This is a genomic window from Maribacter sp. R86514 (assembly GCF_044597005.1).
Classification (GTDB): Bacteria; Bacteroidota; Bacteroidia; order Flavobacteriales; family Flavobacteriaceae; genus Maribacter.
This window is the reverse complement of the sequence record NZ_CP138999.1, coordinates 270,181-295,942: the sequence shown is the minus strand read 5'-3', so window position 1 is coordinate 295,942 and position 25,762 is coordinate 270,181. Positions and strand designations below refer to the sequence as shown.

The window sequence follows — 25,762 nt, the reverse complement described above, 5'->3', positions numbered from 1 at the left end:
CGTGAAAAAGGTTTTCAAAAATATATTTCTTCAAAAAAGATTCTTTCTGGCTTTGACAGTAATCATCTTGTGCTTTTTAATATCCTATATTTTTGAAAATGTATCTTTTGTAGCCAAGCTTCTCTTTTATCTATTTTTAGCCCTTACAATTGTAGACATTATCCTTTTATTTTTATCTAAAGGAACCATAATTGCCGATAGAATTGTACCTGACAAACTTTCTAATGGTGATGAAAATAAAATCAAAATCAAGGTTACTAATCAATACCTATTTACAAGCCATGTAAACATCATAGATGAACTTCCTTTCCAATTTCAAAAACGCGATTTTAATTTTCATAGCGTATTAAAATCAGGAGAACAAAAGTTTTATAATTATAATGTAAGACCTGTTGAACGAGGAGTTTATAGTTTTGGAAATTTAAACGTATTCGCTACATCCCCCATTGGGTTTTTGGCTAAGAAATATACATTTGACCAAGATAAAGAAGTACCTGTTTATCCATCCTTTTTACAACTTCGTAAATATGACCTTTTAGCTTTTAGCAATCGCTTATTTGAATTCGGAATTAAAAAAATTCGACGTATTGGCCATACGATGGAGTTTGAACAAATTAAAGATTACATACAAGGTGATGATATTCGTAATATAAATTGGAAGGCAACGGCAAAAAGAGGTCAGTTAATGGTCAACCAATTTCAAGACGAAAAATCGCAACCTATTTATTCTATTATAGACAAAGGTAGGGTAATGAAAATGCCTTTTAAGTCCCTTAGCTTATTAGATTATGCCATCAACGCCACTTTGGTCATAAGCAATATTGCACTTAAAAAGAATGATAAAGCGGGTACGTTCGCTTTTAGTAATAAAATTGAAAACAGGGTTGTTGCCGAACGTAGAAGTTCTCAAATGAACCTTATTTTAGAAACACTATATAATCTGGAGACCAATTTTGTTGAGAGCGATTTTAGTAGATTGTATATTGATACAAAAAGACATTTACCTCAAAGAAGCCTGCTATTATTATACACTAATTTTGAAACCTTAGATGCTTTACATCGTCAATTACCTTATTTACAAGCAATAGCCAAACAACATTTATTGGTGGTCATTTTCTTTGAGAATACAGAGTTATTTTCTTTTGCACAAGAGAAACCAAATAGTACTCTTGAAGTTTACGAACAGGCTATTGCAGAGAAATTTATCTACGAAAAACAATTAGTAGTAAATGAACTAAAAAAGTATGGTATACAGACTATTTTAACTAAACCTGAGGATTTAACCATTAATACAATTAATAAATATTTAGAAATAAAAGCGAAGGGACTTTTATAGTCTACCGAAGAAGATAAGCAGCCTGCAATTCTGAAGAAATATCACCAGTTCCGTTTTCTACGAATACGGGTAACTGAATTTGATTAGTATGGTCTATCTGTGCAACTAGGCAACCACAACTTTTGCCTCTTCTATAACTTCCTCTACCATTACTTCCGCTCCCAGTAAAAACTTCCAAAGCCAAAGCAGATATTACTCCCCCTAACGTGGTAAATACAACATCTCTTGTTTCCCAATCTGCTCCTCTTGAAGAATCATAGATAGCCTCTTTTGCCAGACCTGCAGCAAAAGCACCGCCAACCGCTCCTGTCCATCGCCAAACTGTATTTCCATTAGAAAGCTTGTTAGCTGCGTATCCGCCTACTCCACCAATCACTATACCTGCACCTAAATGTTTGGCAGCATCAGCGCTTGTTTGGGCGTAAGAACTATAAAAAAAGAATACTAAAATTAAACTAATTACGTATTTCATTTAACGAGGGGATTTTTGTGAATAACGTTTTTATTTAAAGAAAAGTATGTTTGCCAACAAAAGGCATTAATAAAAACCGAAGTATTTCATTGTAATTTTAAAGCAGTAGACCATAGTATATTTTATCTCTAAATCACGACTAAAAATTTATCTAAAAAAATAAAGAAAATGAAAACTATAATACATACATCTGACACCAGAGGTCATGCAGACCACGGTTGGTTAAACTCATACCATAGTTTTAGTTTTGGAAATTACTATAATCCAGAACGAATGAACTTTGGAGCATTACGTGTATTAAATGATGATACGGTAGCTGCAGGTCGCGGGTTTGGAACCCACCCACATAGAAATATGGAAATAATATCTATTCCTTTAGAAGGTGATCTTCAACATATGGATGATATGGGTAATTCTACTGTTATAAAGTCTGGTGATGTTCAAGTAATGAGTGCCGGTACGGGAATTTCACATAGCGAGTATAACAAGAACAAGGATCAAGAGGTCAAGTTCCTTCAGATTTGGATTATACCAAATAAAGAAGAGGTTACCCCGCGTTATGACCAAATCTCTATTGCTGATATTGCTACCAAGAACAGCTTGTATCAAGTACTTTCACCTAACGCCGATGATGCAGGTGTATGGATTCATCAAAATGCTTGGTTTCATCTTGGTGATTATGAATCTGGAACAACAGATTCTTACGATTTTAAGAAGAAGGGAAACGGAGTATATATTTTTGTAGTAGATGGAGAAATAGAAATTACAAATCAGAAATTAAATAAACGTGACGGATTTGGAATTTGGGAAACTGATACTTTTGATTTCAAAATAAATAGAAAATCTAAAATACTTCTCATGGAAGTTCCTATGACTTTTTAAAAGGTACTTTAGAATCTTCTTTCTAAATGTTTATATACTAATAGATACTAAATAAAGGTGTCTTTTTTAGTAATAAACGCTGCTACTTTATTATATTTAAGTAAAATATGATGTGATTAATACCTCCCCCAACTATTCATATTTTTTTAAATCAGATTTAACTTAAATCATAGAATAATTGATTCTTAAGTGAGTTTCTACACATAAATAGAAATCAATCTTAAAAATTGAAAACGTCATTATAAACTAAATTAAATAGTTTGCCAAAACTTAATACGACTTCAAAAAATAACAGTCAAAAAAGCAGAAACTTTTTGGACGAATTTGGTCTTATAACCATCGTGTCAAGTATTTTCACTTTTGTAGTGTTTATATATACGCTAATGTTTCATTCATATACCGAGCAGATTTTAGCAGGTATCGTTGCTATTGGTTTCGGAATAGGGTTCTTATTAAATCGTTTAAAACTTCACCATGCAACTAGAATTTACATGACGTTGTTTCCGCCGGTGATGTTTATGACCTTAATATTTTTGATAGGAGGCTTTTTTGGTCAGGCAGTTGCATTTGCTACTATGGGTTTTTTAGCATTTATAGGTTTTAGAAGAAACCCTAGATTAAGAAACCTGATAATTGTTTTTGATATTCTAGCATTTATTATTCCTACCGTTTATATCTCTATTTACGGACCAATTTTAGGAACTATTGATGTACCCTTTGATGAAATATTTGCTTTTTTGGCCTGTTTAGGTTGGCTTTCACTAACCTTTAGAATGTATGACCAAAATAAAACCAGAACATACACTACAGATCTAGAAAATCATATTGAAGCTTTAAAAGAAAGTGAGTTAAATTTAAAAAAAGCTCAAAATGATTTAAAACTTCAAAACAGTAAATTAGCCGTTTTAAACAATGAACTTGAATTAAAAAACACTCATATTGAGGAATTTACATTTATCGTAACCCATGATTTAAGGGGACCACTAAATAACATCAATGTTATTGCCACAGAATTGGAAAAACAACATGCTATAGCTAATTATGCGAATTTTAGTAGTTATTTAAAACATTTGCAAGGCAGCTCTACGAGACTGACAAACTTGGTGGAAGGACTTTTAAAATATGCCGAAATCGGAAACTCTAGCGGGTTGGAAACCGTTGATACCTCAGAAATAGTTCAACTAGTGCTAGATGACCTTTCAGAAAAAATAAAAGAGACAAATGCAACTATAAATATTGGTGAACTACCAAAAATTACAGCGAGACCAAATGATATAAGAATGCTATTTCAAAACTTATTGCACAATGCATTAAAATTTAGACCACAAACCAAAGATCCTATTATAACCATAGCATCCAAAAAAAGAGAGAACGAATTTCTTTTTAGTGTTGCTGATAATGGTATTGGTATTCCAAAAGAGCACCATGCAAATATTTTCAATGCGTTTCATAAACTACATAATCAATCTAAATTCGAAGGTTCAGGGATTGGGCTTTACGGAAGTAAGAAAATAATTGATCATCATTTAGGTAAAATATGGGTAGAGTCAGAAGAAAATGTAGGTAGCACCTTTTATTTTACAATTAACACTAATTTATTAGAACAAGAAGATATTCAAGAACAGGCTATTAATGTTAATTAAAATATATCATTAGATTCAAATTTGAAACTATTTACGCATTTCAAAAAATAGAATGATCTTAAAAAACAATTAACTAAAACAAATTACAATGGACTCAAATTATATAAAAGTATTCGGTGGCAATAGCATTGCAGCACATCGCGTAGAACTTGCATTAAAAGAAAATAACATTGAACCTATTCTTAAAGATGAAACTGAATCTGCACGCTTAGCAGGTTTTGGCACTCCACTACCTGAGTTGGTCGAAATATTTGTGAATAAAGATGAAGAAGTTAGAGCTTTGGCTATAATTACTGAAATCAACTAAGATTAATAAAAAAGCCTCCAATTTTGGAGGCTTTTTTATTAAACATATTGTCCCGTCCTGAAATAAGTTGACACAAATTCGACTTATTTATGAAACCTTCAGAGAACCCAGGGAATAAGCGCACTCAGCGCGATTACAATTTAGGCTTTAAATTAGCCGTCATCTCCCAAGTAGAAAAGGGCGAGATGACTTACAAGCAAGCTCAAAAGGCTTATGGTATTCAAGGCAGGAGTACTGTTTTGGTTTGGTTGCGTAAACACGGTACCTTAGACTGGACAAACCCAATTAAGCATCAAATGCCAAAATCCAAAGAGACTCCAGCTCAGAAAATTAAGCGTTTGGAACGAGAACTCTCTGATGAGAAGCTCAAGAACAAAGTGCTTAACACGATGATCGACATCTCTGAACAGCAGTATGGTACTTCTATCAGAAAAAAGTATTCACCCAAGCAATCCAACGAGTCCGACAACAACAAGAGCTAAGCCTATCGCGTTGCTGTAGATTGTTTGGGATAAGTAGACAAGCTGTTTATCAAGCAGAAAAACGTGCTGATAAAAGAGCTCGTGAACTAGCTCAAATTAAACCATTAGTTTCAAAAATACGTCAAGAAATGCCCAGACTTGGTACTCGAAAACTCTACTATCTGCTCAAGGCTGAGTTTGAAATAGTAGGTGTCAAGATAGGTAGGGATGCACTTTTCGATTACCTCAGATCTGAATCAATGCTTATAAAACCAAAAAAGAACTATACAAAAACTACTCATTCTAAACATTGGCTAAGAAAGTATCCTGATCTAATGAAAAGTTCAGTTGCTACAAGACCAGAACAGTATTTTGTAAGTGACATAACTTATATCAAAAGCAGAGAAAGAACTCATTATCTCTCTCTAGTTACAGATGCTTTTAGCAGAAAGATCATGGGGTATCATCTAAGTGATGATATGAGTACGGAAAATGTAGTAAAAGCCATGAAAATGGCTGTAAAGAATAGAGTTACTTCCAACAGATTAATACACCATTCTGATAGAGGTCTACAATACTGCTCTGCTACATACCAAAGAGAACTAAAAAGATCTAAGGTCATACCATCAATGACGGATGGATACGACTGTTATCAAAATGCTTTAGCAGAACGTGTAAATGGTATTTTAAAAACAGAGTTCTTGATTCATAAATGTAATACAGCAAGAGAATTAAGACAGCTTATCAAAGAATCTATAAAAACGTATAATAGCAAAAGACCCCACTTGAGTCTTAATTATGAAACACCTAATTTTATACACAACAAAAAATCCTGCGAAGCTAGCTTCGCAGGATTGATTTAATTATTTAAAAAATGTCAACCTATTTTAGGACGACTCATATCTTATAAATCTATCCTTTACTCAAAGGTGTTATCTCTAACTTTCTAAATTCTACAGGACCATGATCTCCTTGTATCATTATTGGTCCGGCTTCTGCTTCATTATTATCCAGAGCGCCCCCTGTCATTGCTTCAATATTCTGATTTGAAATTATCGTTTTTCCATTTGCTACAATCGTTACTCTTCTACCTATTAAAGTAATGTCATACGTTTGCCACTCCCCTGCTTTCATAGCCGCGTTTTCATTTGGTGTAAGTAAACCATAGATTCCTCCAAAATAAATTGAAGAAGGCTCTAACCCTATATTATCCGCTATTTGAACTTCGTAGCGACCACGTAAATACAAACCGCTATTACTCCCTTCTGGGTATCTAAATTCTGCATATAGTTTAAAATCCTTGAATTTTTCTTCTGACACTAAGTTTACTCCGGGTTTTGAGCTAGTCAATATACCATCTAAAACCGCCCATTGATTTCCTGGTTTCATCTCCCATCCTTTCAAGTTTTTCCCATTAAAAAGCTTCACGGTCTTGCCCTCTTTGGCATTGTCATAATACGGTAGTTTTGGCGATTTTGTAGCCGTCCAATTATACGTTTTTCCATCTACATAAATCATGGTTCCTGTTAAACCTTCTCCTTCTATTTTGCCTTCAAATTCCATATTGGCAGCTCCTGGCTCCCACTGTGGCGGAATTTCAAATGAAAATAATTCTCCATGCTTTTCAATCTCTGCAACTGGTCTTGCGCTACCAAACGCATACGTAAATCTACCGATCAAAGTATTGGTACCAGAATGTCTAATTTCTAACCACGATGGTAATTTTTTGCCTTCTTGATCAATGGTCAAGTTCCATTTTCCTTCTAACGGATGACCTTCTTGGGCTTGTAGTAGGTTTAAATTGAAAGCCATCAAAAAAATGAAAGCAGCTGTTTTTATAGTATTCATATAATTATTGGTTTGATAAGTAATCAAATATAAAAGAACTTTTGAACACACTTTCTTAACATTGAAATAAATTGTGTTTAAAATGCAAATTGATTAATCTATACCATAAATGGTTAATAGTTTAGCAACTATTCATTTTCTCCCTTCATTATCTACTTTATTCGCTAAATTTAAGTATCAATTTAACCAGACGACAATGACATTCTTTAAAAAATTCTTTCTAGGGACCATATCCCTATTATTTCTTTGCGCTTCTTGCATAAATAAAAAGCCAATTGAAATACCTTTAACCATACAACAAGACAGTACCGACCTTATTGAAATGGCAAAACTTGCCAGAGAAACTATAACGGCAGATGTGGCAGATGGACTTGAACTACGTCTTTGGGCTTCAGATTCCTTGGCTCCAGATCCAATTGCGCTGGATATTGATAATAAAGGCAATATATACATTACCCGTTCTAATAGAGCCAAAAATTCGGAATTCGATATTCGTGGACATAGAGATTGGATGACGGAATCTATCGCCCTAGAATCCGTAGAAGACAGAAGAGCTTTTCTGCATAAAACTTTTGCTCCTGAACTTAGTGAGGAAAATGAGTGGCTTCCAGATTTAAATAATGACAGCATTCATGACTGGCACGACCTTGCCGTTGAGCAAGATGAAATTTGGATGTTACAAGATACCGACAATGATGGCATTGCAGATATTTCTACACAGATCATGACTGACTTCAACGATGAAATCAATGATGTCGCCGGCGCCCTTTTAGTGCGCGATGAAGATGTTTTTGTTGGTATAGGACCTGGTATGTATCGCTTAAAGGATACTAACGGTGACAAAATATTAGATGACAAAACCAGTGTTGCAGAGGGTTTTGCTGTGCACATTGGTTTTAGCGGTCACGGAATGTCTGGCGCTATTGAAGGCCCTGATGGCAAGATATATTGGGGTATAGGAGATATTGGTGCAAATATCACTACCGTAGATGGTGAAAACCATAAGTATCCAAATGAAGGGGTAATCGTAAGATGTAATCCTGATGGGACAGATTTTGAGGTTTTCGCCCATGGTCTACGTAATACACACGAGTTTGTTTTTGATGCTTACGGAAATATAATTTCATCAGATAATGACGGTGACCACAAAGGCGAAAGCGAACGTTTGGTTCATATAGTCGAAGGTTCTGATGCCGGATGGAGAGCAAATTGGCAATATGGAAAATATACAGACCCAAAGAACAATGGCTATAATGTATGGATGGATGAAAAATTGTTCACTCCTCATTGGGAAGGTCAGGCCGCTTACATTATGCCTCCCATCCAAAATTTTCATAACGGACCTACCGGAATGATATATAATCCTGGCACTGCTTTGGGTAAAAAATGGATGGACAAATTTTTCTTAGTAGAATTTGTAGGAGACCCAAGCAGGTCCCATATTTGGTCGTTCGACCTACAACCAAAAGGCGCTTCGTTTGAATTGAAAAGCGACAAATCTATTCTATCGGGAGTATTACCTACAGGTATTGATTTTGGACCAGATGGCGCACTATATCTTGCCGATTGGGTAAACGGCTGGGGCACTAAAAATTACGGTAGAGTATGGAAACTAGACGTTACCGAAGAAACCAATGATCTTGCCAAAGAAAGGCTAAGAACACAACAGTTAATGACCCATAATTATGAGGAGGAAAAGACTGATAGTTTGGTCAGCTTACTATCATATGGCGATATGAGAATTAGACAAAAAGCTCAGTTTGAACTTGCTAAAAGAACCTTTTGGGGCTACAGAGCTTTAGAAAAGGCAATAATAGAGGAAGAAAACCAATTTGCACGTATACATGCTATTTGGGGTATTGGGCAAATTGCGGCAAACGATGCAAATGAAGCTCAACCCCTACTAAATTTATTGCATGATGAAGATCCAGAAATTATAGCCCAAAGCGTTAAAGTACTGGGAGATTTACGTTATGAAAAAGCTGCCGATAGTCTTATTTCACTAACTACCCATAAAAATGACCGTGTAAAATTCTATGCGGCGCAAGCCTTAGGAAGATTAAAATATGAAAATGCCATTGACCCATTATTGGCAATGATTGAAGCCAATAATGATCAAGATTTATATTTGAGACATGCCGCTGTTTTAGCCTTAGCCAGAATAGGAAATGCCGAACCGCTTTTAGCGCTTGCCAATAGTGAAAATAGAAGTCTTAGAATTGCAGCTGTTATGGTTCTTAGAAAATTACAAGATCCAAAAATATCCATATTCCTTTCTGATAAGGATGAATATATTGTTACCGAAACTGCAAGAGCAATAAATGATGACCTCTCTATTGAAGCTGCATTACCTGCGCTAGCGGCTACACTGAACAACGAAAAATTTGAATCAGAACCGTTGTTACGTAGAGCAATTAATGCCGCGCTACGTGTAGGTGGCGATGAACAATTAGAATTTCTCATCAATTTTGCCAAACGAAAAAACGTCTCTAGCGATTTACGTGGTGAGGCCTTAGCCGCATTAGGCACATGGAACAATCCTTCACTTTTAGACCGTGTAGACGGGAGATATAGAGGCGAAATCATAAGAGAAAACGGACAATTAGAAGAAAAGATAAAAAAAGACATACCAGCATTTCTTAAAGAGAGTCATCCCGAAATATTAATTGGAATTTCAAAAACTATCAGTGCTATCGGTATCAACTCTTACAATGATGATTTGTATGCTATATTTAAATCGAACAGATCACCTGAAGTTAGAACTGCGGTTTTAAATGCCTTGGGGCAATTAAAATTTAATAAAATGGAGACTGCAATGTCTATAGGTATGAAAGATAAGAACGAACAGGTAAGAACTGCAGCAGTTGGCTTATTGAGCCAATTAAACGTATCAAAAGAAAAACTACCGAATATTGTTGACCCCATATTTAAAAAAGGTTCTGTATCGGAGCAACAAAGAATGTTGAATGTTCTTGGAGACTTACCAGATGAAAAAAGTAATGCCATACTTACCAGCCTTATTAATAAAGCTAGTAGAAATCAATTAAAGCAGGGCATATTATTAGATTTAATGGAATCGGTGAAAGCGACCGAAAATCCTGAACTAATAGCACAATTAGATCATCTTAAAAAAGCAGGGTTTTCTGCTGATTCTTTCCAAGAAACTCTCTATGGAGGAAACTGGTGGGCAGGGAGATCTGTTTTCAACAACAATCCTACGGCGCAATGTGTACGTTGCCATTCAGTAAATGGATCCGGTGGTGAAGTTGGCCCTAAATTAGATAATATTGGCTCTATTTTAAATAGACAACAATTACTGGAAGCCTTAATAGAGCCAAGTGCTAGATTGGCCCCTGGTTATGGAACCGTTACTATTACCTTGAAAGACGGACAAAAAGTCAAAGGGGTTTTAATTGAAGAAAATGATAAAGAGCTTTTGCTGAGAACATCTGAAGCTGAACCTTTAAGGGTTCCTTTAATGAGAATTGCCAGCAGAGAAAATTCCATGTCTGCCATGCCCGCTATGGGACGCATGATATCAAGAAGAGAACTTCGTGATCTTATAGAATATCTTGGCTCTCTAAAAAATAAAAAACGAATTATCGTAGGGGAAGATAAAGAAGTATAATCTATAAAGAGGAAAGTTCTGCTTTCCTCTTTTCGAATTCTCTCATCAACTGTTTTACAATTTCACCTGCAGGTTTAATCTCGTGTATTAAAGCTGATGCTTGACCAATTTCTAGTTCACCATTTTCTAAATTACCAAGTCGATACATATTTTTTTTTGGCATGTTAATTGAGAATGTTACGTTACTCCAAATGCACTTTTAACTCTTAAAACCTACTTTTAAACCACTCTTATGAAAAAAGGTATTTTATTAGTTTTAGGCTTTTCGTTTTTGTTATTTTCTTTTCTTCAATGCAATCCCAAACCAGATTTAATAGTTAAAACTCATCAAGAAGACCCATTTACAGAAACCATGACTTCAAGTCAATATTTTAAGATTGATGCTAAAAAAGATACAGTAATTTCGGGTAAAAACGGTACTATAATCGTATTTCAAAAAGGAAGTTTTTTAGATTCTGAAGACAATATTATTACAGAAAATATTAAAATCGAACTTACTGAATTCCTAACCATAGATGAAATGGTTTTAAGTAATCTAACAACTACTTCAAACGGAAAGCTTTTAGAGACTGACGGAATGATTTATTTTAATGCAACTAATAAAGGCAGACAACTATTTGTGAATCCTGAAAAACCAGTATTTGTAGAAGTACCTACTAACGATAGAAAATCAGGAATGTCAGTTTATAAAGGCTTGCGAGATAAAAATGGGAATATGAATTGGGTAAATCCAATTCCGATTGAAAATTATCTTAATCCCTTAGATTTGTTTACGTTAGACTTTTTACCCGACGGATTTGTTGAAACTTTAGAAAAAGAAATGCCTTTTCTTAATCACCAGAAAGTGAATGAAAAGTTTGTTGATAGTTTATATTATAGCCTATACTTTAAAACTGGAAATGAAATTATAGAAGAAACTATACCAGATACAAATGTTAGCGAATCCTATCATGATAAAGAATATGAAACAGAATTAGATTCAACACACTACTCAGAATTAGACAATTCAGTTAACTATGGAGTTGATCCTGCTGCAATTAAAACAATAAAAAATAATCAGTTTCAAAATACAATAATTGCCACAAAACAATTTGAAGAAAGACTTAAAGTCATGTTCAAAATATGCCGTTCAGATATCATTGATATATATACCCATAACCTGGATAAGAATTTATGGGAACTTGACAGTATTGCAGCTAGCTTATTAGACGATAATATTTATCAAGAGGATTTTAAAAAATTTACATCTCAAAAATGGACTAAAATAAAGGTTCCTGATAAAAACTTATTGCTCTTAAAAAATTATTATGAAAATAGATTGCAATCGGTTAAAAATGAATTAACAAAGCAACGTAACAAAGCCGTCAAAGCTAATAATGAGAAAACGAAAAAGGCTAAAGAACTAGTTAATAATTATAAAGAATTATTGAATAAAAGAGAAGCCTATCGAATGACTGGATATGGTTTTGAACTTACAAATACTGGTTGGATTAATATTGACAGAGGAACAATGTCCAAAGATTGGGAATATGCACCATTAGAATTTTTAGTTTCAAATAGAAATAGCTTTGACAGAACATATGGCTATGTCATGTTTACCTCAATAAAAAGTCTTTATCGTTTAAAAACAAATGATTCTAAAACGTTCTATGTTGGTAACCAAACCCAAAAAGAAATGGTAATGCCTAAAGGTGAGAAATCAATGGGTATAATTATCGCATATAAAAACGATCAAGCTTTCATAGATGCTATTGATTTTAAAACAAATAACGACAGTCTATTGAAATTCAATCTTGTCGAAAAATCCACCCGAGAAATTAAGAGAATATTAGCTCAATTTGATAATGTAACACAAGAGAACTCTATACTAGAAGACCTAAAATATTTAGATGAAATTTACATTGAAGAATTAAGACAAGATAAATTGTTAAGAGAAGAATATGTAATGAGCCAGTTATGGTCAGTTTCACGTGCAATTGATACATCATATATGCAATATGATAAAACCTATGCGATTGATATGCTTGTAGAAAGGTGCTTAAATAATTTCAAAAAATAGCAACCTGATTTTTGGCATTATTAAACTCCCTCATAATATCCTTAACAATTTCACCAGCAGGCTTAATGTCATGTATTAACACTGATACTTGACCAATTTCTAGTTCGCCGTCTTCTAAGTCGCCTAAGAACATACCTTTTTTAGCACGACCTCTACCTAAAAGTGATTTCAACTGATCGGTAGTTGCTCCGTTAGCGTATGCTTTTTGCACTTCGTTATAGAATTTGTTTTTAACTAAACGAACAGGTGCTAATTCTTTTAATGTCAACTGCGTATCCCCTTCTTTGGAATTGACCACTACCTCTTTGAAACTCCTATGATTCGATGCTTCTTCACTAGCTACAAATCGGCTGCCCGCTTGCACTCCGTCTGCACCTAAAACCATGGCTGCTAACATGGCACTACCATTGGCAATACCTCCTGCTGCAATTAAAGGAATAGTTATTTTTTCTTTCACTGCAGGAATCAAAACCAAAGTTGTTGTTTCATCTCTTCCATTATGACCGCCTGCTTCAAAGCCTTCCGCTACAATTGCATCTACCCCGGCATCCTGTGCTTTTAATGCAAATTTCAAGCTACTTACCACATGCACTACGATAACACCCTTTTCTTTTAGAAAGGAGGTCCAAGTCTTAGGGTTTCCTGCTGAAGTAAACACAATTTTTACACCCTCTTCAATGATAATATCCATCAACTTATCAATATCAGGATACAACATAGGAATGTTTACTCCAAAAGGTTTTGAGGTTGCTTTCTTGCATTTTTGAATATGCTCTCGTAAAACATCAGGGTACATGCTTCCGGCACCAATAACTCCCAAACCTCCAGCATTTGATACAGCACTGGCTAGTCTCCATCCGCTGGTCCAAATCATTCCTCCTTGAACAATTGGAAATTCTATATTAAAAAGTTCGGTAATTCTATTTTGCATGTATTTGATAAATTTTAAAAATCTCGATTATCGCGTAAAAACTTTCATTTTAAAGATATCATTATAACTCTTAAAATGTAAGCTCCTATTTAAGATATAACACCAGATCCTATTAGATCATCATCTAAATACCAAGCCACAAACTGGCCCTCGGTAATTGCAGATTGCATTTCTTTGAAATCTACGTACATACCACCTTCCACTCTATAAATAGTAGCTTCTTGAAGTTCTTGACGGTACCTAATACGCGCTTTTACTTCTAATTGCTCATCAATATCTAAGGCTAGATCCGTACGTACCCAATGTATTTCTTCATCCTTTACAAATAAAGTTCGTCTATACAGCCCCGGGTGTGCTTTACCCTGACCTGTATAAATAATATTCTCATTAACATCGGTATCTATTACAAATAAAGGCTCTTTTGTTCCACCCACGTGCAGCCCTTTTCGTTGCCCTTTGGTAAAATAGTGCGCACCTTGATGCTCACCAACAACCTTACCGTCTGTTAAATGATATACAGGTTTCTCCGCGTAAAACTCTAATTCAGAGTTTTTATCATTGAAATTAGGTGTTGCGCGTTCGTAAGCTTCGAACCCAGCAGGAACTTCAACAATTTTACCTGTTTTTGGTTTTAACTGTTGTTGTAAAAACTCCGGCAATCTAACCTTACCTATAAAGCATAAACCTTGTGAATCTTTTTTATCAGCAGTTATCAAATTCATCTTTGCTGCAATTTCCCTAACCTGCGGCTTGGTCAACTCCCCTATTGGAAATAATGTTTTTGATAATTGCTCTTGCGATAATTGACATAAAAAATAAGACTGATCTTTATTACCATCTTTCCCCGCTAACAACTGGTAGGTTTCGGTACCGTCTGTATTTTTGATAGTGCCCTTTCTACAATAATGACCGGTAGCTACGTAATCTGCCCCAAGCTGCATAGCTATTTTCATAAAGACATCAAACTTGATTTCCCTATTACAAAGCACATCAGGATTTGGGGTGCGTCCCATCTCGTACTCCTTAAACATATAATCAACTATACGCTCTTTATACTCAGTACTTAAATCTACTGTTTGAAATGGTATACCTAACTTCTCCGCAACGATCAACGCATCATTGCTGTCTTCTAACCACGGACATTCTTCTGATATCGTTACCGAATCATCATGCCAATTCTTCATAAACAAACCAATGACATCATAACCTTGTTCCTTTAAAAGGTATGCCGCTACGCTTGAATCTACTCCTCCAGAAAGTCCTATTACTACTTTTTTCATTTCTTCTTCTTGGTCGATACAAAATTACGAAATTTCATTTCAAAGTCTATTTTTTTAAAACACTGCTTTTCGTGTAAACCTTTAACGATAAGCCTAGTAAAATTCAATACTCAGCCAATTTTATTTTTACTTAAAATTTTTTTGAGTTAAAAATATTTTGTTAAACTTTTTTAAAAATTAGTTAAACATTAAATAACTAGAGTATTTTTGATTTTGTAGATGTTTTACTACCATATATACATTTTATCAATTTAAAAGTTAAACATCTTTCATATTTAATTAAACAATCCTTAAAAACACAATTATGAAAAAAATGTTGAGATTACGAAATTTTTTACTGCTGCTTACCATCACATTGGTTACTTGGTCTTGTAGTGACGATGATGATGTGGAACCTATGACAGCTAACGAAATGAATATTGTTCAGACCGCTCAAGCGGAAGATGCACTTTCTTCATTGGTTGCCGCACTTACTACCGCAGATAATTCTGAAGGAACCGATTTAGTTGGTACATTGAGTTCTGACGGACCTTTTACCGTTTTCGCCCCAACAAATGATGCCTTTACGGCCCTATTAAATCAACTAGATGATTTTGAATCATTATCCGATTTTGATACAGATGAAGAAAGAGCAATTTTAACCTCTATTCTAACCTATCATGTAGTATCGGGTGTTGCTGCAAGTTCTTCTGACCTTAGTAACGGAATGACAGTTACTACTGTTCAAGGTGAAGATTTGACCATTAATATAGATGGTGACGTTTTTATTGATGATGCTACTGAAGTAAATGCAAAGGTTCTTATTGCAGATGTTGAAGCTAGTAACGGAGTGGTACATGTTATCGATAAAGTAATGTTGCCACAAGCAATTATCGACGCTTTAAACGGCGAAGAAATGCCTGAGGAAAACGGAACTTTAGTTGATATAGTAGTAGCTACCGAACCATTATCGCTATTAGAAGCTGCAGTAATCAAAGCTGATTTGGTTGCAACTCTTAGTTCTGACGGTCCTTTTACCGTTTTTGCTCCTACCGATGATGCTTTTGTTGCGTTATTGGAGGTTCTAGGTGATGATTACAATAGTCTTGATGATTTTGATACCGATGAAGAAATTGCTTTATTAAAGAATATCTTATTATTTCATGTGGTTGCAGCAGAAGTAAAATCAACTGATTTGGCTGCAGGGCAAGTTGCTACGGCTTTTGAAAATAATAGCGTTGAAATTATAGCTTCGGGCGACACGTTTGTTATAGGCGATGCTTCTGATACTGATGCAAATATTACAGGTGTAGACATTATGGCATCTAATGGTATTGCACATACTATAGATAAAGTCTTATTACCACAAGCTGCTATAGATTTCGTTACCAGTCTACAATTAAAAACTATCGTTGATACCGCTGTTGCGACAAATGATTTAAGCTTATTGGTAGATGCCCTTGTTCAAGCTGACGCCGGTTTGGTAGAAACTTTAAACGGTGAAGGTCCTTTTACCGTTTTTGCACCGACAAACGCTGCTTTTGCCGCTTTACTAGAAACATTAGGTGATGATTTTAATAGTCTTGCAGATTTTGATACTGAAGACGAGAAAGCACTTTTAACTAAAGTATTAACTTATCACGTAGTTGCCGGTACTGCTGCCTTTTCAACTGACTTAACTAACGGGCAAGCTATTGAAACCGTTCAAGGTGAAAACGTAACAGTGGTATTAACCGACAATGGTGTTCAAATTATGGATGCAACCGAAACCAACGCAAATGTAGCTTTGGCAGATGTAGCAGCTACGAATGGTGTTGTACACGTTATCGACAAAGTAATTTTGCCACAAGAGGTTTTAGATATGTTAGCCGCAATGAGTTTAAAAACAATTGTAGAGATTGCTGTTGAAACAGACGATTTAAGTTTATTAGTAGACGCTCTTGGCCAAGCAGATGCTGGGTTGGTAGAAACATTAAGTGGTGACGGACCATTTACGGTATTCGCCCCAACAAACGATGCTTTTGTTGCTTTATTAGATTCTTTAGGTGAAGATTACAACAGTTTGGCAGATTTTGATACAGAAGCTGAAAAAAATCTATTGGTGACCATTCTTACATATCATGTTGTTTCTGGTACTGCAGCCTTCTCAACTGATTTAAGTAACGGACAGTCTATTACAACTTTTCAAGGTGAAAATGTAGGTATCAATATTAAAGAAGATGGTACTGTACATGTTGAAGATGCAAGTGCAGATAATGCTACTGTAGTTATGGCAGATGTAGAAGCTAGTAACGGTGTAGTTCATGTAATCAACAAAGTACTTTTACCGCAGGCAGCACTTGATGCGCTATAATAAATACGATTCAATTGAACACAAAAGAAAACCTTCCTACAAATAGGAAGGTTTTTTTATGCCTTTAAATGGCTAACATCATTATACACTCTTTTAACATACAATAACCCAACCTTGACAACTAACTTTTTATAGAACCTTAAATTAATTACATCTTTGACATCCCAAATCTTACCAAACCAAGCCTTAACCAATGGCAAAAGCCCTTTCAAAATTGAAAGGGCTTTTATTTTTATATAGGTATAGGAAGTTTATTTAATTCTTCTTCTGCGCTTCTGCTTGCTCCATCATTTCACGCATTTTCTTTTGAAACTTGTTCTCCTTTTTAGGTTTCTTCTTATTCTCTTGTATTTGAGCATGTATCTTATCATTATCTATGATAACATTCTTAATGACCAACATAATACCTATGGTAATTAAGTTAGACACAAAATAATACAAACTTAAACCACTCGCATAGTTGTTAAAGAAAAACAACATCATAAATGGCATTAGATACATGATAAACTTCATGTTAGGCATACCAGGTTGTGTTGGCATGTTCTGACCCGTAGTCATATTCATGTAAAAGAAAATCGCTATGGAAGCCAATATTGGAAACAAACTTACGTGGTCTCCATAGAAAGGAATTGAGAACCCTTCTGGGAATTGATAAATAGTATCAAAAGACGAAAGGTCATCTGCCCATAAAAATGATTTCTGACGTAATGCGAACGATGTTGGGAAAAACATAAAAAGCGCATAGAAAATAGGCATTTGAATGACCGCGGGTATACAACCACTCATGGGGCTGACCCCAGCCTTGCCATACAATTTCATGGTTTCTTGCTGCTTCTTCATCGCATTGTCTTTGTACTTCTCCCCTAACTCTGTGATTTCAGGTTTCAACACCTTCATCTTCGCTTGAGATAAATACGACTTATAGGTTACCGGCGACATTGCCAAACGAACTAAGATCGTCATGATAACAATTGCTATACCGTAAGGGAAATAGGTACTGATCAGACCATAAAAAGGTGTAAACACATAACGGTTGATCCAACCGAAAATACCCCAACCAAAAGGAATAGAATCTACTAAACCTAAATCTTCGTACTGAGATAAGGTATCGACATCGGTAGGACCAAAATACCAATGTAACTCTTTAGATATTTCTCCGCCTTCCAATTCCACAGGTAAAGCAGATGCATATTCTTTAGTAAAACCAAAGGTTCTACTTTCTTCTTCCACTAAATTAACAGAAGTAAGATCACCGCCTTTAAAAGGCTCATCAGCTGCTAGAATACTGCTAAAAAAGTGCTGTCTGTATGAAATCCACTTTATATCTTCTTCAGTTTCCTCGTCATCACTTCCTTCAGAAAGTTTACTTATTTTACCATCTTCATGGTTATAGGTTAAACGCGTATACCTGTTTTCATACTGAATACTTTTTGAATGGCGTATCCCTTTTAATTTCCAATCTAAGGTTACTGGCTTACTTGTACTAATAACATTGTCCAGACCTTTAGACTTGATTGTAAAGTCAACTAAATAATCGTTCGGCTTAATAACATATCTATACTCTAAGTATTGATTACCTGATGTCTTAGCTTTTAATGATAATACCTTATTACCATTGTCATTTGACATTGTTGGCTCAAAATATAAATCTTGAGTATTCAACGTTCTATTATCAGAAGTGGCAAAATCCAATCCGAAAGAAGCATTACCATCCTTTATTAAATATACAGGTACAGAATCATAGGTAACGAATTGTTTCATTTTCGCTTCTACAATTTGTCCGCCTTTATTACTAATCTTTAATAAAAGTACTTCATTTTCAAAAGTAGTAATGTCATTAGAAGGTTTTGTAAAACCAAAAGCGCCAAGTTTACCTTGGTAATTGGCAACTGCAGTAGAATCTTGTAAATCTAATTGCGGTACATCATTGATAACAGTTTCTGTTCCTGAATTTTCTGATGCCTTTGCAGCCTCTACTTGTTCTTGCTTTGCCTTTTCTGCCTCTAACTCTTCTGGAGTTGGTTGATTTTGGTAAAACATGAAGATGAGTATTCCAAAAATAAGCACGAAGCCAATTATGGATTGTACATCAAATTTCTTTTCTTCCATGTGGTATTTCTAATTAATTGGGAATATTTTGAGTTTTTAAGAAAGCAAATATATGTCCAAATATGGTGTTTATGCCAATGTGGCATTAGTTTGTGCATTTTTATGCTCTAAAGCAGCCTTAACCAAGCCAACAAACAATGGATGTGGATTAGCTACCGTACTCTTATATTCTGGGTGATACTGCACGCCAATAAACCAAGGATGATCTTCTAACTCTACAATTTCAACCAAATTGGTTTCTTTGTTAAAACCTGTTGCCTTTAGACCTGCATTCTCTAATTGCTCTAAATAAGCATTGTTAAACTCATATCTATGACGATGACGCTCAGAAATTTGAGACTCACCATTATACATTTCTTTAACAAGGCTACCTTCCTTCAATTCACAATCCCACGCGCCTAAACGCATTGTACCACCTTTATCGGTAATACTTTTTTGTTCTTCCATAATGCTAATTACCGGATCAGGAGTGTTTTCATCCATTTCTGTAGAATTTGCATTTGCAAGGCTTAACACATTACGTGCATATTCAATAACCGCCATCTGCATACCTAAGCATATCCCCAAAAATGGAATATTCATTACACGTGCATATTCAACAGCCTTCACTTTACCTTCTATACCACGCTCACCAAAGCCTGGTGCTACCAAAATAGCATCCAATCCTTTTAGCTTGTTCTCATAGTTGGCAGCCGTAATGTATTCTGAATGAACAGATTTTACTTTTACTTTTACCTCGTTAGCAGCTCCTGCATGTATAAAAGCTTCCAGAATAGATTTATATGAATCTTGTAGCTCTACATACTTACCAACTAAACCTATAGTAACTTCATCTTTTGGGTTCTTATGTCTCGCCAAAAACTCGTTCCAACGACCTAAATCTGGAGCTACTTCATTAGGCAATGCCAATTTCTGTAAGGTTACGGTATCTAAACCTTCTTCTTGCATTAATAACGGCACGTCATAAATTGTAGATGCATCAATACTCTGTATGACCGCTTCACGCTTTACGTTACAGAAAAGTGCTAGTTTATCTTTAATATCATTAGAAATCTCATGCTCTGTTCTGCACACCAAAATATCGGCTTTTATACCGCTTTCCATTAATGTTTTTACAGAGTGTTGTGTAGGTTTGGTCTTTAATTCACCTGCAGCTGATAAATAAGGTACCAAAGTTAAATGAATTACAATAGCATTGTTATCACCAAGTTCCCAAAGAAGTTGACGAACCGCTTCAATATATGGTAAAGATTCAATATCACCTACCGTACCACCAATTTCAGTAATCACGATATCATATTCACCACTTTTACCTAAAACCTGAACACGTTCTTTGATTTCATTTGTAATGTGAGGAACCACTTGTACGGTCTTACCTAAAAATTCACCTCTACGTTCTTTTTCAATAACGCTTTGGTAAATTCTACCGGTTGTAACATTATTCGCTTGAGAGGTACGAACATTTAAAAAACGCTCATAATGACCTAAATCTAGATCTGTTTCTGCACCATCATCAGTTACATAACATTCGCCATGCTCATAAGGGTTTAAAGTTCCTGGATCTACATTAATGTAAGGATCTAGTTTTTGAATGGTAGTTTTGTAGCCGCGAGATTGCAGTAATTTCGCCAAAGATGCAGCAATGATGCCTTTTCCTAACGAAGAAGTAACGCCTCCCGTAACGAAGATGTATTTGGTTTGTGCCATGTATCAATTTCTATGTTACGGGACACAAAGTTACAAATTGAGGTGAGAACTTAACGGGTTTCCTTAGGAAAATGTTTTTGTATTTTTCGAATTATCGATTCTAAGCCATTTGTTTTGATTTCCAACATAGATTGCAACAAATCTCCCAATTTACCATCAGGAAATCCTTTTTGTTTAAACCATACCAAATAAGGTTCTGGCAAATCTATTAGATACCTCCCCTTAAACTTACCAAATGGCATTCTGTAATGTGCCAATTCTATTAATTTTTCCTTATCAGGATTTATTTCCATTTTTTAATCTAAAAAAATTATCTTTAAAAAATCAACATCTCAAAAACAACATGAAACGAAGAAATTTTATTGGAACCTCGGCGGCGGCGTCTGTTGGTTTCTTAACTACATCTGCTACAGCAGCTAACAAAAATAAAAACGAAGTTACCGCCAAATTAAAGTACAATATAAACCATAGTGTTTGTTATTGGTGCTATGGTAGCATCCCTTTTGAAGATTTTCTAAAAAATTTAGTAGAACTTGATATAAGATCTATTGATCTTGTAGGACCAGATGAATTTCCACTTCTAAAAAAATACAACATCCATGCCTCTATGTGCTGGGGTGCCGGTATGGGTATTACTAAAGGTTTTAACGACCTCTCTTTACATGATGAGCTTATTGCAGACTACGAACGCGTTATTCCGTTGGTAGCTGAAGCCGGCTACACTAACCTTATATGCTTTAGTGGTAATAGAAACGGAATGAACGATCTAGTTGGTTTACGTAACTGTGCCATTGGATTAAAAAAATTAATGCCTTTGGCTGAAAAGCACGGTGTTGTTTTACAGATGGAACTTTTAAACAGTAAGGTGGACCATAAAGACTATATGTGCGATACTTCTGAGTGGGGCGTTTCTCTTTGCGAAGCCATAGGATCCGAACATTTTAAACTGCTATACGATATTTACCATATGCAAATAATGGAGGGCGACATTATAAGAAATATCGAAAATTACCACCAATACTACGGACACTACCACACAGGTGGAAACCCCGGTAGACACGAAATCGATGAAACACAGGAAATATTCTACCCTGCCGTAATGAAGGCTATTTTAAAAACAGGTTATACCGGTCACGTAGCACAAGAATTCGTACCAAGTTGGGAAAACAAAATAGATGCTCTAAAACAAGGTGTTACTATTTGTGATGTGTAGTTCATCCAATTAATTAGTGAGCTGGTTCGTTAGTGAGCTGGTTCGTTAGTGAGCTGGTTCGTTAGTGAGCTGGTTCGTTAGTGAGCTGGTTCGTTAGTGAGCTGGTTCGTTAGTGAGCTGGTTCGTTAGTGAGCTGGTTCGTTAGTGAGCTGGTTCGTTAGTGAGCTGGTTCGTTAGTGAGCTGGTTCGTTAGTGAGCTGGTTCGTTAGTGAGCTGGTTCGTTAGTGAGCTGGTTCGTTAGTGAGCTCTTTCTCAAAAAACAGCAAGCTGTTTTTTTTTGAAGAAACTTACTTCTCCTTTTCTATACAAGAAGATTGTTGATGTTATTTTAATGAATTCTTATAACTCGAATCTAAAACTAATAAACTATTTCACTAATTCACTAATTCACTTTTAAACCATTAAGCTAAGATTTGATTAAAGCCTCTTCTATCTCTTTTACCCAACGTTCTTGTACAGGTAGATTTCTAGAATAGTTGGTTTCTGAATCGTATTTATTTTGAAAATCATTTAGTTGGCGAATGGTAGCCTTGTAGATTTTACGAATCTCTTCTTTTACGTTCTTGGTAAATTTTGCCTCTGCCAATTTCTTTCGCAATTTGCGCGCATAGAGTTCGGTAATATCAAAATGCAATTGTTCGTGTAGTAAGGTTATGTCATTACAGAGCGCCGGTTTATACCATGACTTTGTTGGATAAAAATAGGCGAACACCTTATAATCTACCTGTAATTCATTATTCTCGTAATAAGTGGAAAAGCGATAGGTTATGCCACTTGCCGTGGTTGCTGCTGCTCTAGAATATATAGGAGCAGCTCCTTTAAAATCGTTCCAAGTAAATCTAAAATCAGGTTCCCAAGACACTACTTCTTGACTCTGAACATTAGAGATGCTCAGTAGCGCTAAAAGAAATATAATAAAATGTACCTTTTTTATAAGTCCCAATTATAAGTGATTACTTTCTCGATATCTGGATGTAAACTATAATGCACAGGACAAGTGTTTGCCGTGTGCAACAAAATTTTTCTGTTCTTATCTGATATTTCTTTTGGCAAATGAACCTCAACTTCTATTTTAGAAATTCTTCTTGGTGAAGCTGCCATATGTTTGGTGACAGATGCCGTAGTGCCTTTTAGGTCTACTTCCAATCCGTTTGCTTTAATGCCCATCATTGTCAACATACAACTTGCCAAACCTGTAGCAACGGTATCGGTAGGTGAAAATGCCTGTCCTAATCCGTTATTGTCTACCGGTGCATCCGTAACGAAAGAATCGTTCGATTGTAAATGAATACATTCTGTTCTTAACTCGCCGTTGTAAGTAACCTTTGATGTCATTCTACTCTATTGTTTTTATTCTTAAATCATCCATCATCATAATATAAGACGACTGATTATAATAACCAGCTACTCCTTTTCTCTGGTAATTGAATTTATTACCACTGTATTCCGTTTCACCAATAAATCTTGAAACATCTATTAGGCTATTATTATATGCTAGTTTCAACAAAAGATCATAAGTAAGATCAAATCCTCTTACCGCATATTTATCTGGATCGTCGCCAAAACGTTTTCTATATCGCTCAACAAATGAATTATTGGCTACCTGACGATTTACAGAAGGATACGTAAATTTTAAGTTGGATAAATGCGTATTCGAAATCACATCTTTTTCAAATGCCGAATTCATATCTGTAGTAAACATACGTACACTCACGTTATCCTTACCCAATAAAGGGTCAAACGCGGTATTATTAAATGAATTTAATATAGATACAACACTGGCAATCAATTTATAATTATCAGATTCTACAAAGACCCAGTTAGGTACTTGATCAGATAATAAGGTTTGCAATTTATCTCTGTTAATACCAATATTCTTCTCTTCTTCTTTTACAACAACTACTTTAGCTGTCGGAAATCTTTTAAGAATAGCATCTTTCTCCTTTGCATTATCCTCATCCGCTATGATCAAAAGTGTTTCTTCCGTATGGTTGGCCTCTACATAATCTAGCATATGTTTCCACAACACTTCTTCATCTGTATATGAAAAGAAAACATTATCTAAACTTAACTCGCTTTTAGCAGGTACTGGCGCTACAACAGGAACATTAAATTTAGATGCCTGTACCGCAGTTTCTTTTAGTGACGGCATATCTAAAGGACCAAAAACAGCACTGTAGCCACCTAATTGCTCGCCTTGTAAAACTTGCTTTGTCCTAGCTAAATCCAATTGATTATCAAAAGTTTTAACATCTATAGAAACCCCTAATGATTTCATAGAATCAATTGCTACCAATGCCCCAGAATAAAGCCCTAAACTATATTTTAAGCTATTTCTATTGTCAATTATTTTTTCAGTTGCCGCTTTGTTACTTAGATCAAGTTTATCTAATCTAAAAGGTAACAAGAACAGTACTTTTGGTTTTACGGTAACATTTATACTATCCAATAAATTTACCTTATCTAAAACCAACGCATTTCTAACTTCAAAATCACCAACCTTGTCTTTTGGTAATTTTAAAACCATACCTGCTTTTAGACCGTCTTTTAAATCAGGATTCAAAGCAACCAACTCTGCCCAAGTCATTCCGAATTTTCTAGTTAATCGAAATTCATTTTGCTTTGGTTTCACCTCATAAAAAATGTAGTTATCCGTATTAATTTCACCTGTGGCTACTTTTTGCTCAGGAATACGAATAATCATACCTTCTTTCAATCCGCCTCTCTCAGTAATCTCAGGATTTAGACGAACTATCTCGTCTGACTTTACTTCAAACTCCTTTTCTAAACGATAGAAATTCATTTTGGCAGGCACTGTATATGAAGTATATAATTGAGTTACCTGATTTTTTACGGTACTACCCGCAATTTTAGGCATCATTAATTCGTAGCCTTCTGATAAATAATTATTTGCCGTAGACAACCCAGGGTTTAGCTCTAGCATTCGCTCTATGGTTATACCATATTTATGCGCTATACTCCACCTTGTTTCTTTTGCCGCAACAATGTATTTTTCCAAATCATCAGTATTACCTGTAACCTCTTCCACCTTAGGAGCGCGGTATTTAGGAATACGTAAATCCATCTTCTTTTGAAGTGGTGAAGCGTACAACTTTGGATTATATTTTTTCAGCTCATCTTCTGTTATATTATACATTTGAGTGATGCCAAAAATGGTTTCTTTTTTCTTGACACGATGCTCCGTATAACCTATAGGTTCTCTTGCCTTAACAGAGTCCTGAACAACCGTAGTATTCGTAGTCGTCGTTACTGTAGTTGAAGTTGGGGTATTAGATATAGGTGCACTTGTCTGCTCCACAATCTTTTTACCAGGCACTACCAATATGGTATTGGACCTTAGCTTCTGACCTTCCTTAATTTCTTTATTATACTGTAATATACTTGACGTTGAAACTCCGTACATTTTAGAAATGCTTTCTAAAGTCTCTCCTGATTTTACTTGATGGGTATCGAATTTTTGTGCCATTGCCGTGCAAGACACCAATAAACAAAACGACCCTATTAAGTAAATTTGATTAAACATATATTTCATA

General features: G+C 35.2%; 20 protein-coding genes. 9 read left to right on the top strand and 11 right to left on the bottom strand.

Annotated features, from left to right (window positions below; all coding sequences use genetic code 11):
* The first annotated feature begins 1 nt into the window (after position 1).
* Complete coding sequence (locus SJY30_RS01210) at positions 2-1,336, top strand: DUF58 domain-containing protein (protein WP_396633806.1); 1,335 nt, start codon at positions 2-4, stop codon at positions 1,334-1,336.
* 1 nt (position 1,337) lies between these two features.
* Here SJY30_RS01210 and SJY30_RS01205 read toward each other — a convergent pair whose 3' ends face one another.
* The gene (locus SJY30_RS01205; protein ID WP_396633805.1) at positions 1,338-1,808 is read right to left on the bottom strand and encodes a hypothetical protein; all 471 of its coding nucleotides are present in this window, start codon (positions 1,806-1,808) and stop codon (positions 1,338-1,340) included.
* A gap of 168 nt (positions 1,809-1,976) precedes the next feature.
* Here SJY30_RS01205 and SJY30_RS01200 point away from each other — a divergent pair, with 168 nt between their 5' ends.
* The 4 genes from SJY30_RS01200 to SJY30_RS01185 all read left to right on the top strand — a co-directional run bounded on the left by SJY30_RS01200 (position 1,977) and on the right by SJY30_RS01185 (position 5,964).
* Positions 1,977-2,690 carry a pirin family protein gene (locus SJY30_RS01200; RefSeq protein WP_396633804.1) on the top strand — a complete coding sequence of 238 codons (714 nt, stop codon included), beginning with the start codon at positions 1,977-1,979 and terminating at the stop codon, positions 2,688-2,690.
* A gap of 383 nt (positions 2,691-3,073) precedes the next feature.
* The gene (locus tag SJY30_RS01195; protein WP_396633803.1) at positions 3,074-4,333 is read left to right on the top strand and encodes an ATP-binding protein; all 1,260 of its coding nucleotides are present in this window, start codon (positions 3,074-3,076) and stop codon (positions 4,331-4,333) included.
* Between the two features lie 88 nt (positions 4,334-4,421).
* The gene (locus SJY30_RS01190) at positions 4,422-4,640 is read left to right on the top strand and encodes a putative signal transducing protein (protein WP_396633802.1); all 219 of its coding nucleotides are present in this window, start codon (positions 4,422-4,424) and stop codon (positions 4,638-4,640) included.
* Between the two features lie 89 nt (positions 4,641-4,729).
* A protein-coding gene (locus SJY30_RS01185; protein ID WP_396633625.1) for an IS3 family transposase occupies positions 4,730-5,964 on the top strand; the annotation gives its coding sequence in 2 pieces (ribosomal slippage) (positions 4,730-5,066 and positions 5,066-5,964; 1,236 coding nt in all).
* A gap of 49 nt (positions 5,965-6,013) precedes the next feature.
* Here the strand turns inward: SJY30_RS01185 and SJY30_RS01180 are convergent.
* Positions 6,014-6,949, bottom strand: coding sequence for a DUF1080 domain-containing protein (locus tag SJY30_RS01180; RefSeq protein ID WP_396633801.1), 936 nt, complete (start codon positions 6,947-6,949; stop codon positions 6,014-6,016).
* 196 nt (positions 6,950-7,145) lie between these two features.
* Between SJY30_RS01180 and SJY30_RS01175 the strand changes: the two genes are divergently transcribed.
* Positions 7,146-10,577, top strand: coding sequence for a HEAT repeat domain-containing protein (locus tag SJY30_RS01175; protein WP_396633800.1), 3,432 nt, complete (start codon positions 7,146-7,148; stop codon positions 10,575-10,577).
* Between the two features lies 1 nt (position 10,578).
* Here SJY30_RS01175 and SJY30_RS01170 read toward each other — a convergent pair whose 3' ends face one another.
* On the bottom strand, positions 10,579-10,725 hold the full coding sequence (locus SJY30_RS01170) for a hypothetical protein (RefSeq protein WP_396633799.1): 147 nt from the start codon (positions 10,723-10,725) through the stop codon (positions 10,579-10,581).
* Positions 10,726-10,809: 84 nt separating this feature from the next.
* Between SJY30_RS01170 and SJY30_RS01165 the strand changes: the two genes are divergently transcribed.
* On the top strand, positions 10,810-12,636 hold the full coding sequence (locus SJY30_RS01165; protein WP_396633798.1) for a hypothetical protein: 1,827 nt from the start codon (positions 10,810-10,812) through the stop codon (positions 12,634-12,636).
* Here SJY30_RS01165 and SJY30_RS01160 read toward each other — a convergent pair.
* Both SJY30_RS01160 and mnmA read right to left on the bottom strand, forming a co-directional pair.
* Positions 12,626-13,567: an NAD(P)H-dependent flavin oxidoreductase gene (locus SJY30_RS01160; protein WP_396633797.1), complete on the bottom strand. Its 942-nt coding sequence runs from the start codon at positions 13,565-13,567 to the stop codon at positions 12,626-12,628. The two genes, SJY30_RS01165 and SJY30_RS01160, sit on opposite strands and share 11 nt — an antisense overlap.
* Before the next feature lie 89 nt (positions 13,568-13,656).
* On the bottom strand, positions 13,657-14,847 hold the full coding sequence (gene mnmA, locus SJY30_RS01155) for a tRNA 2-thiouridine(34) synthase MnmA (RefSeq protein WP_396633796.1): 1,191 nt from the start codon (positions 14,845-14,847) through the stop codon (positions 13,657-13,659).
* A gap of 304 nt (positions 14,848-15,151) precedes the next feature.
* On the opposite strand from mnmA, the gene SJY30_RS01150 reads away from it, so the two are divergent.
* Complete coding sequence (locus SJY30_RS01150) at positions 15,152-17,179, top strand: fasciclin domain-containing protein (protein ID WP_396633795.1); 2,028 nt, start codon at positions 15,152-15,154, stop codon at positions 17,177-17,179.
* 255 nt (positions 17,180-17,434) lie between these two features.
* Here the strand turns inward: SJY30_RS01150 and yidC are convergent, their stop codons facing one another.
* The 3 genes from yidC to SJY30_RS01135 form a co-directional block, all read right to left on the bottom strand.
* A complete protein-coding gene (gene yidC, locus SJY30_RS01145; RefSeq protein WP_396633794.1) occupies positions 17,435-19,288 on the bottom strand; it encodes a membrane protein insertase YidC in 1,854 nt (617 codons plus the stop codon).
* A gap of 69 nt (positions 19,289-19,357) precedes the next feature.
* Positions 19,358-20,995 (bottom strand): CTP synthase, encoded by a 1,638-nt coding sequence (locus SJY30_RS01140; protein ID WP_396633793.1) that lies wholly within the window; start codon positions 20,993-20,995, stop codon positions 19,358-19,360.
* A gap of 50 nt (positions 20,996-21,045) precedes the next feature.
* Positions 21,046-21,288 (bottom strand): DUF3820 family protein, encoded by a 243-nt coding sequence (locus SJY30_RS01135; protein ID WP_036155820.1) that lies wholly within the window; start codon positions 21,286-21,288, stop codon positions 21,046-21,048.
* A 50-nt stretch (positions 21,289-21,338) separates the two neighbouring features.
* On the opposite strand from SJY30_RS01135, the gene SJY30_RS01130 reads away from it, so the two are divergent.
* Positions 21,339-22,208, top strand: coding sequence for a hydroxypyruvate isomerase family protein (locus SJY30_RS01130; RefSeq protein WP_396633792.1), 870 nt, complete (start codon positions 21,339-21,341; stop codon positions 22,206-22,208).
* 406 nt (positions 22,209-22,614) lie between these two features.
* Here SJY30_RS01130 and SJY30_RS01125 read toward each other — a convergent pair whose 3' ends face one another.
* From SJY30_RS01125 to SJY30_RS01115, 3 genes are read right to left on the bottom strand one after another with little or no spacing between them, the layout of a single operon-like run.
* Entirely contained in the window at positions 22,615-23,151 is a 537-nt protein-coding gene (locus SJY30_RS01125) for a DUF922 domain-containing protein (protein ID WP_396633791.1), read from the bottom strand.
* A complete protein-coding gene (locus SJY30_RS01120) occupies positions 23,139-23,543 on the bottom strand; it encodes an OsmC family protein (RefSeq protein WP_396633790.1) in 405 nt (134 codons plus the stop codon). Before SJY30_RS01120 ends, SJY30_RS01125 begins: the two co-directional genes overlap by 13 nt.
* A 1-nt stretch (position 23,544) precedes the next feature.
* Positions 23,545-25,761 carry a LysM peptidoglycan-binding domain-containing protein gene (locus tag SJY30_RS01115; protein ID WP_396633789.1) on the bottom strand — a complete coding sequence of 739 codons (2,217 nt, stop codon included), beginning with the start codon at positions 25,759-25,761 and terminating at the stop codon, positions 23,545-23,547.
* Position 25,762 lies beyond the last annotated feature (1 nt).

What these genes read in the sequence shown, in the direction of transcription:
- SJY30_RS01180 (WP_396633801.1), bottom strand. Translation starts at nt 6,949, where the DNA reads ATGAATACTATAAAAACAGCTGCTTTCATTTTTTTGATGGCTTTCAAT.
- SJY30_RS01135 (WP_036155820.1), bottom strand. Translation starts at nt 21,288, where the DNA reads ATGGAAATAAATCCTGATAAGGAAAAATTAATAGAATTGGCACATTAC.
- SJY30_RS01200 (WP_396633804.1), top strand. Translation starts at nt 1,977, where the DNA reads ATGAAAACTATAATACATACATCTGACACCAGAGGTCATGCAGACCAC.
- SJY30_RS01205 (WP_396633805.1), bottom strand. Translation starts at nt 1,808, where the DNA reads ATGAAATACGTAATTAGTTTAATTTTAGTATTCTTTTTTTATAGTTCT.
- SJY30_RS01130 (WP_396633792.1), top strand. Translation starts at nt 21,339, where the DNA reads ATGAAACGAAGAAATTTTATTGGAACCTCGGCGGCGGCGTCTGTTGGT.
- SJY30_RS01175 (WP_396633800.1), top strand. Translation starts at nt 7,146, where the DNA reads ATGACATTCTTTAAAAAATTCTTTCTAGGGACCATATCCCTATTATTT.
- SJY30_RS01190 (WP_396633802.1), top strand. Translation starts at nt 4,422, where the DNA reads ATGGACTCAAATTATATAAAAGTATTCGGTGGCAATAGCATTGCAGCA.
- SJY30_RS01140 (WP_396633793.1), bottom strand. Translation starts at nt 20,995, where the DNA reads ATGGCACAAACCAAATACATCTTCGTTACGGGAGGCGTTACTTCTTCG.
- SJY30_RS01170 (WP_396633799.1), bottom strand. Translation starts at nt 10,725, where the DNA reads ATGTATCGACTTGGTAATTTAGAAAATGGTGAACTAGAAATTGGTCAA.
- SJY30_RS01115 (WP_396633789.1), bottom strand. Translation starts at nt 25,761, where the DNA reads ATGAAATATATGTTTAATCAAATTTACTTAATAGGGTCGTTTTGTTTA.
- mnmA (WP_396633796.1), bottom strand. Translation starts at nt 14,847, where the DNA reads ATGAAAAAAGTAGTAATAGGACTTTCTGGAGGAGTAGATTCAAGCGTA.
- yidC (WP_396633794.1), bottom strand. Translation starts at nt 19,288, where the DNA reads ATGGAAGAAAAGAAATTTGATGTACAATCCATAATTGGCTTCGTGCTT.
- SJY30_RS01150 (WP_396633795.1), top strand. Translation starts at nt 15,152, where the DNA reads ATGAAAAAAATGTTGAGATTACGAAATTTTTTACTGCTGCTTACCATC.
- SJY30_RS01160 (WP_396633797.1), bottom strand. Translation starts at nt 13,567, where the DNA reads ATGCAAAATAGAATTACCGAACTTTTTAATATAGAATTTCCAATTGTT.
- SJY30_RS01120 (WP_396633790.1), bottom strand. Translation starts at nt 23,543, where the DNA reads ATGACATCAAAGGTTACTTACAACGGCGAGTTAAGAACAGAATGTATT.
- SJY30_RS01165 (WP_396633798.1), top strand. Translation starts at nt 10,810, where the DNA reads ATGAAAAAAGGTATTTTATTAGTTTTAGGCTTTTCGTTTTTGTTATTT.
- SJY30_RS01195 (WP_396633803.1), top strand. Translation starts at nt 3,074, where the DNA reads ATGTTTCATTCATATACCGAGCAGATTTTAGCAGGTATCGTTGCTATT.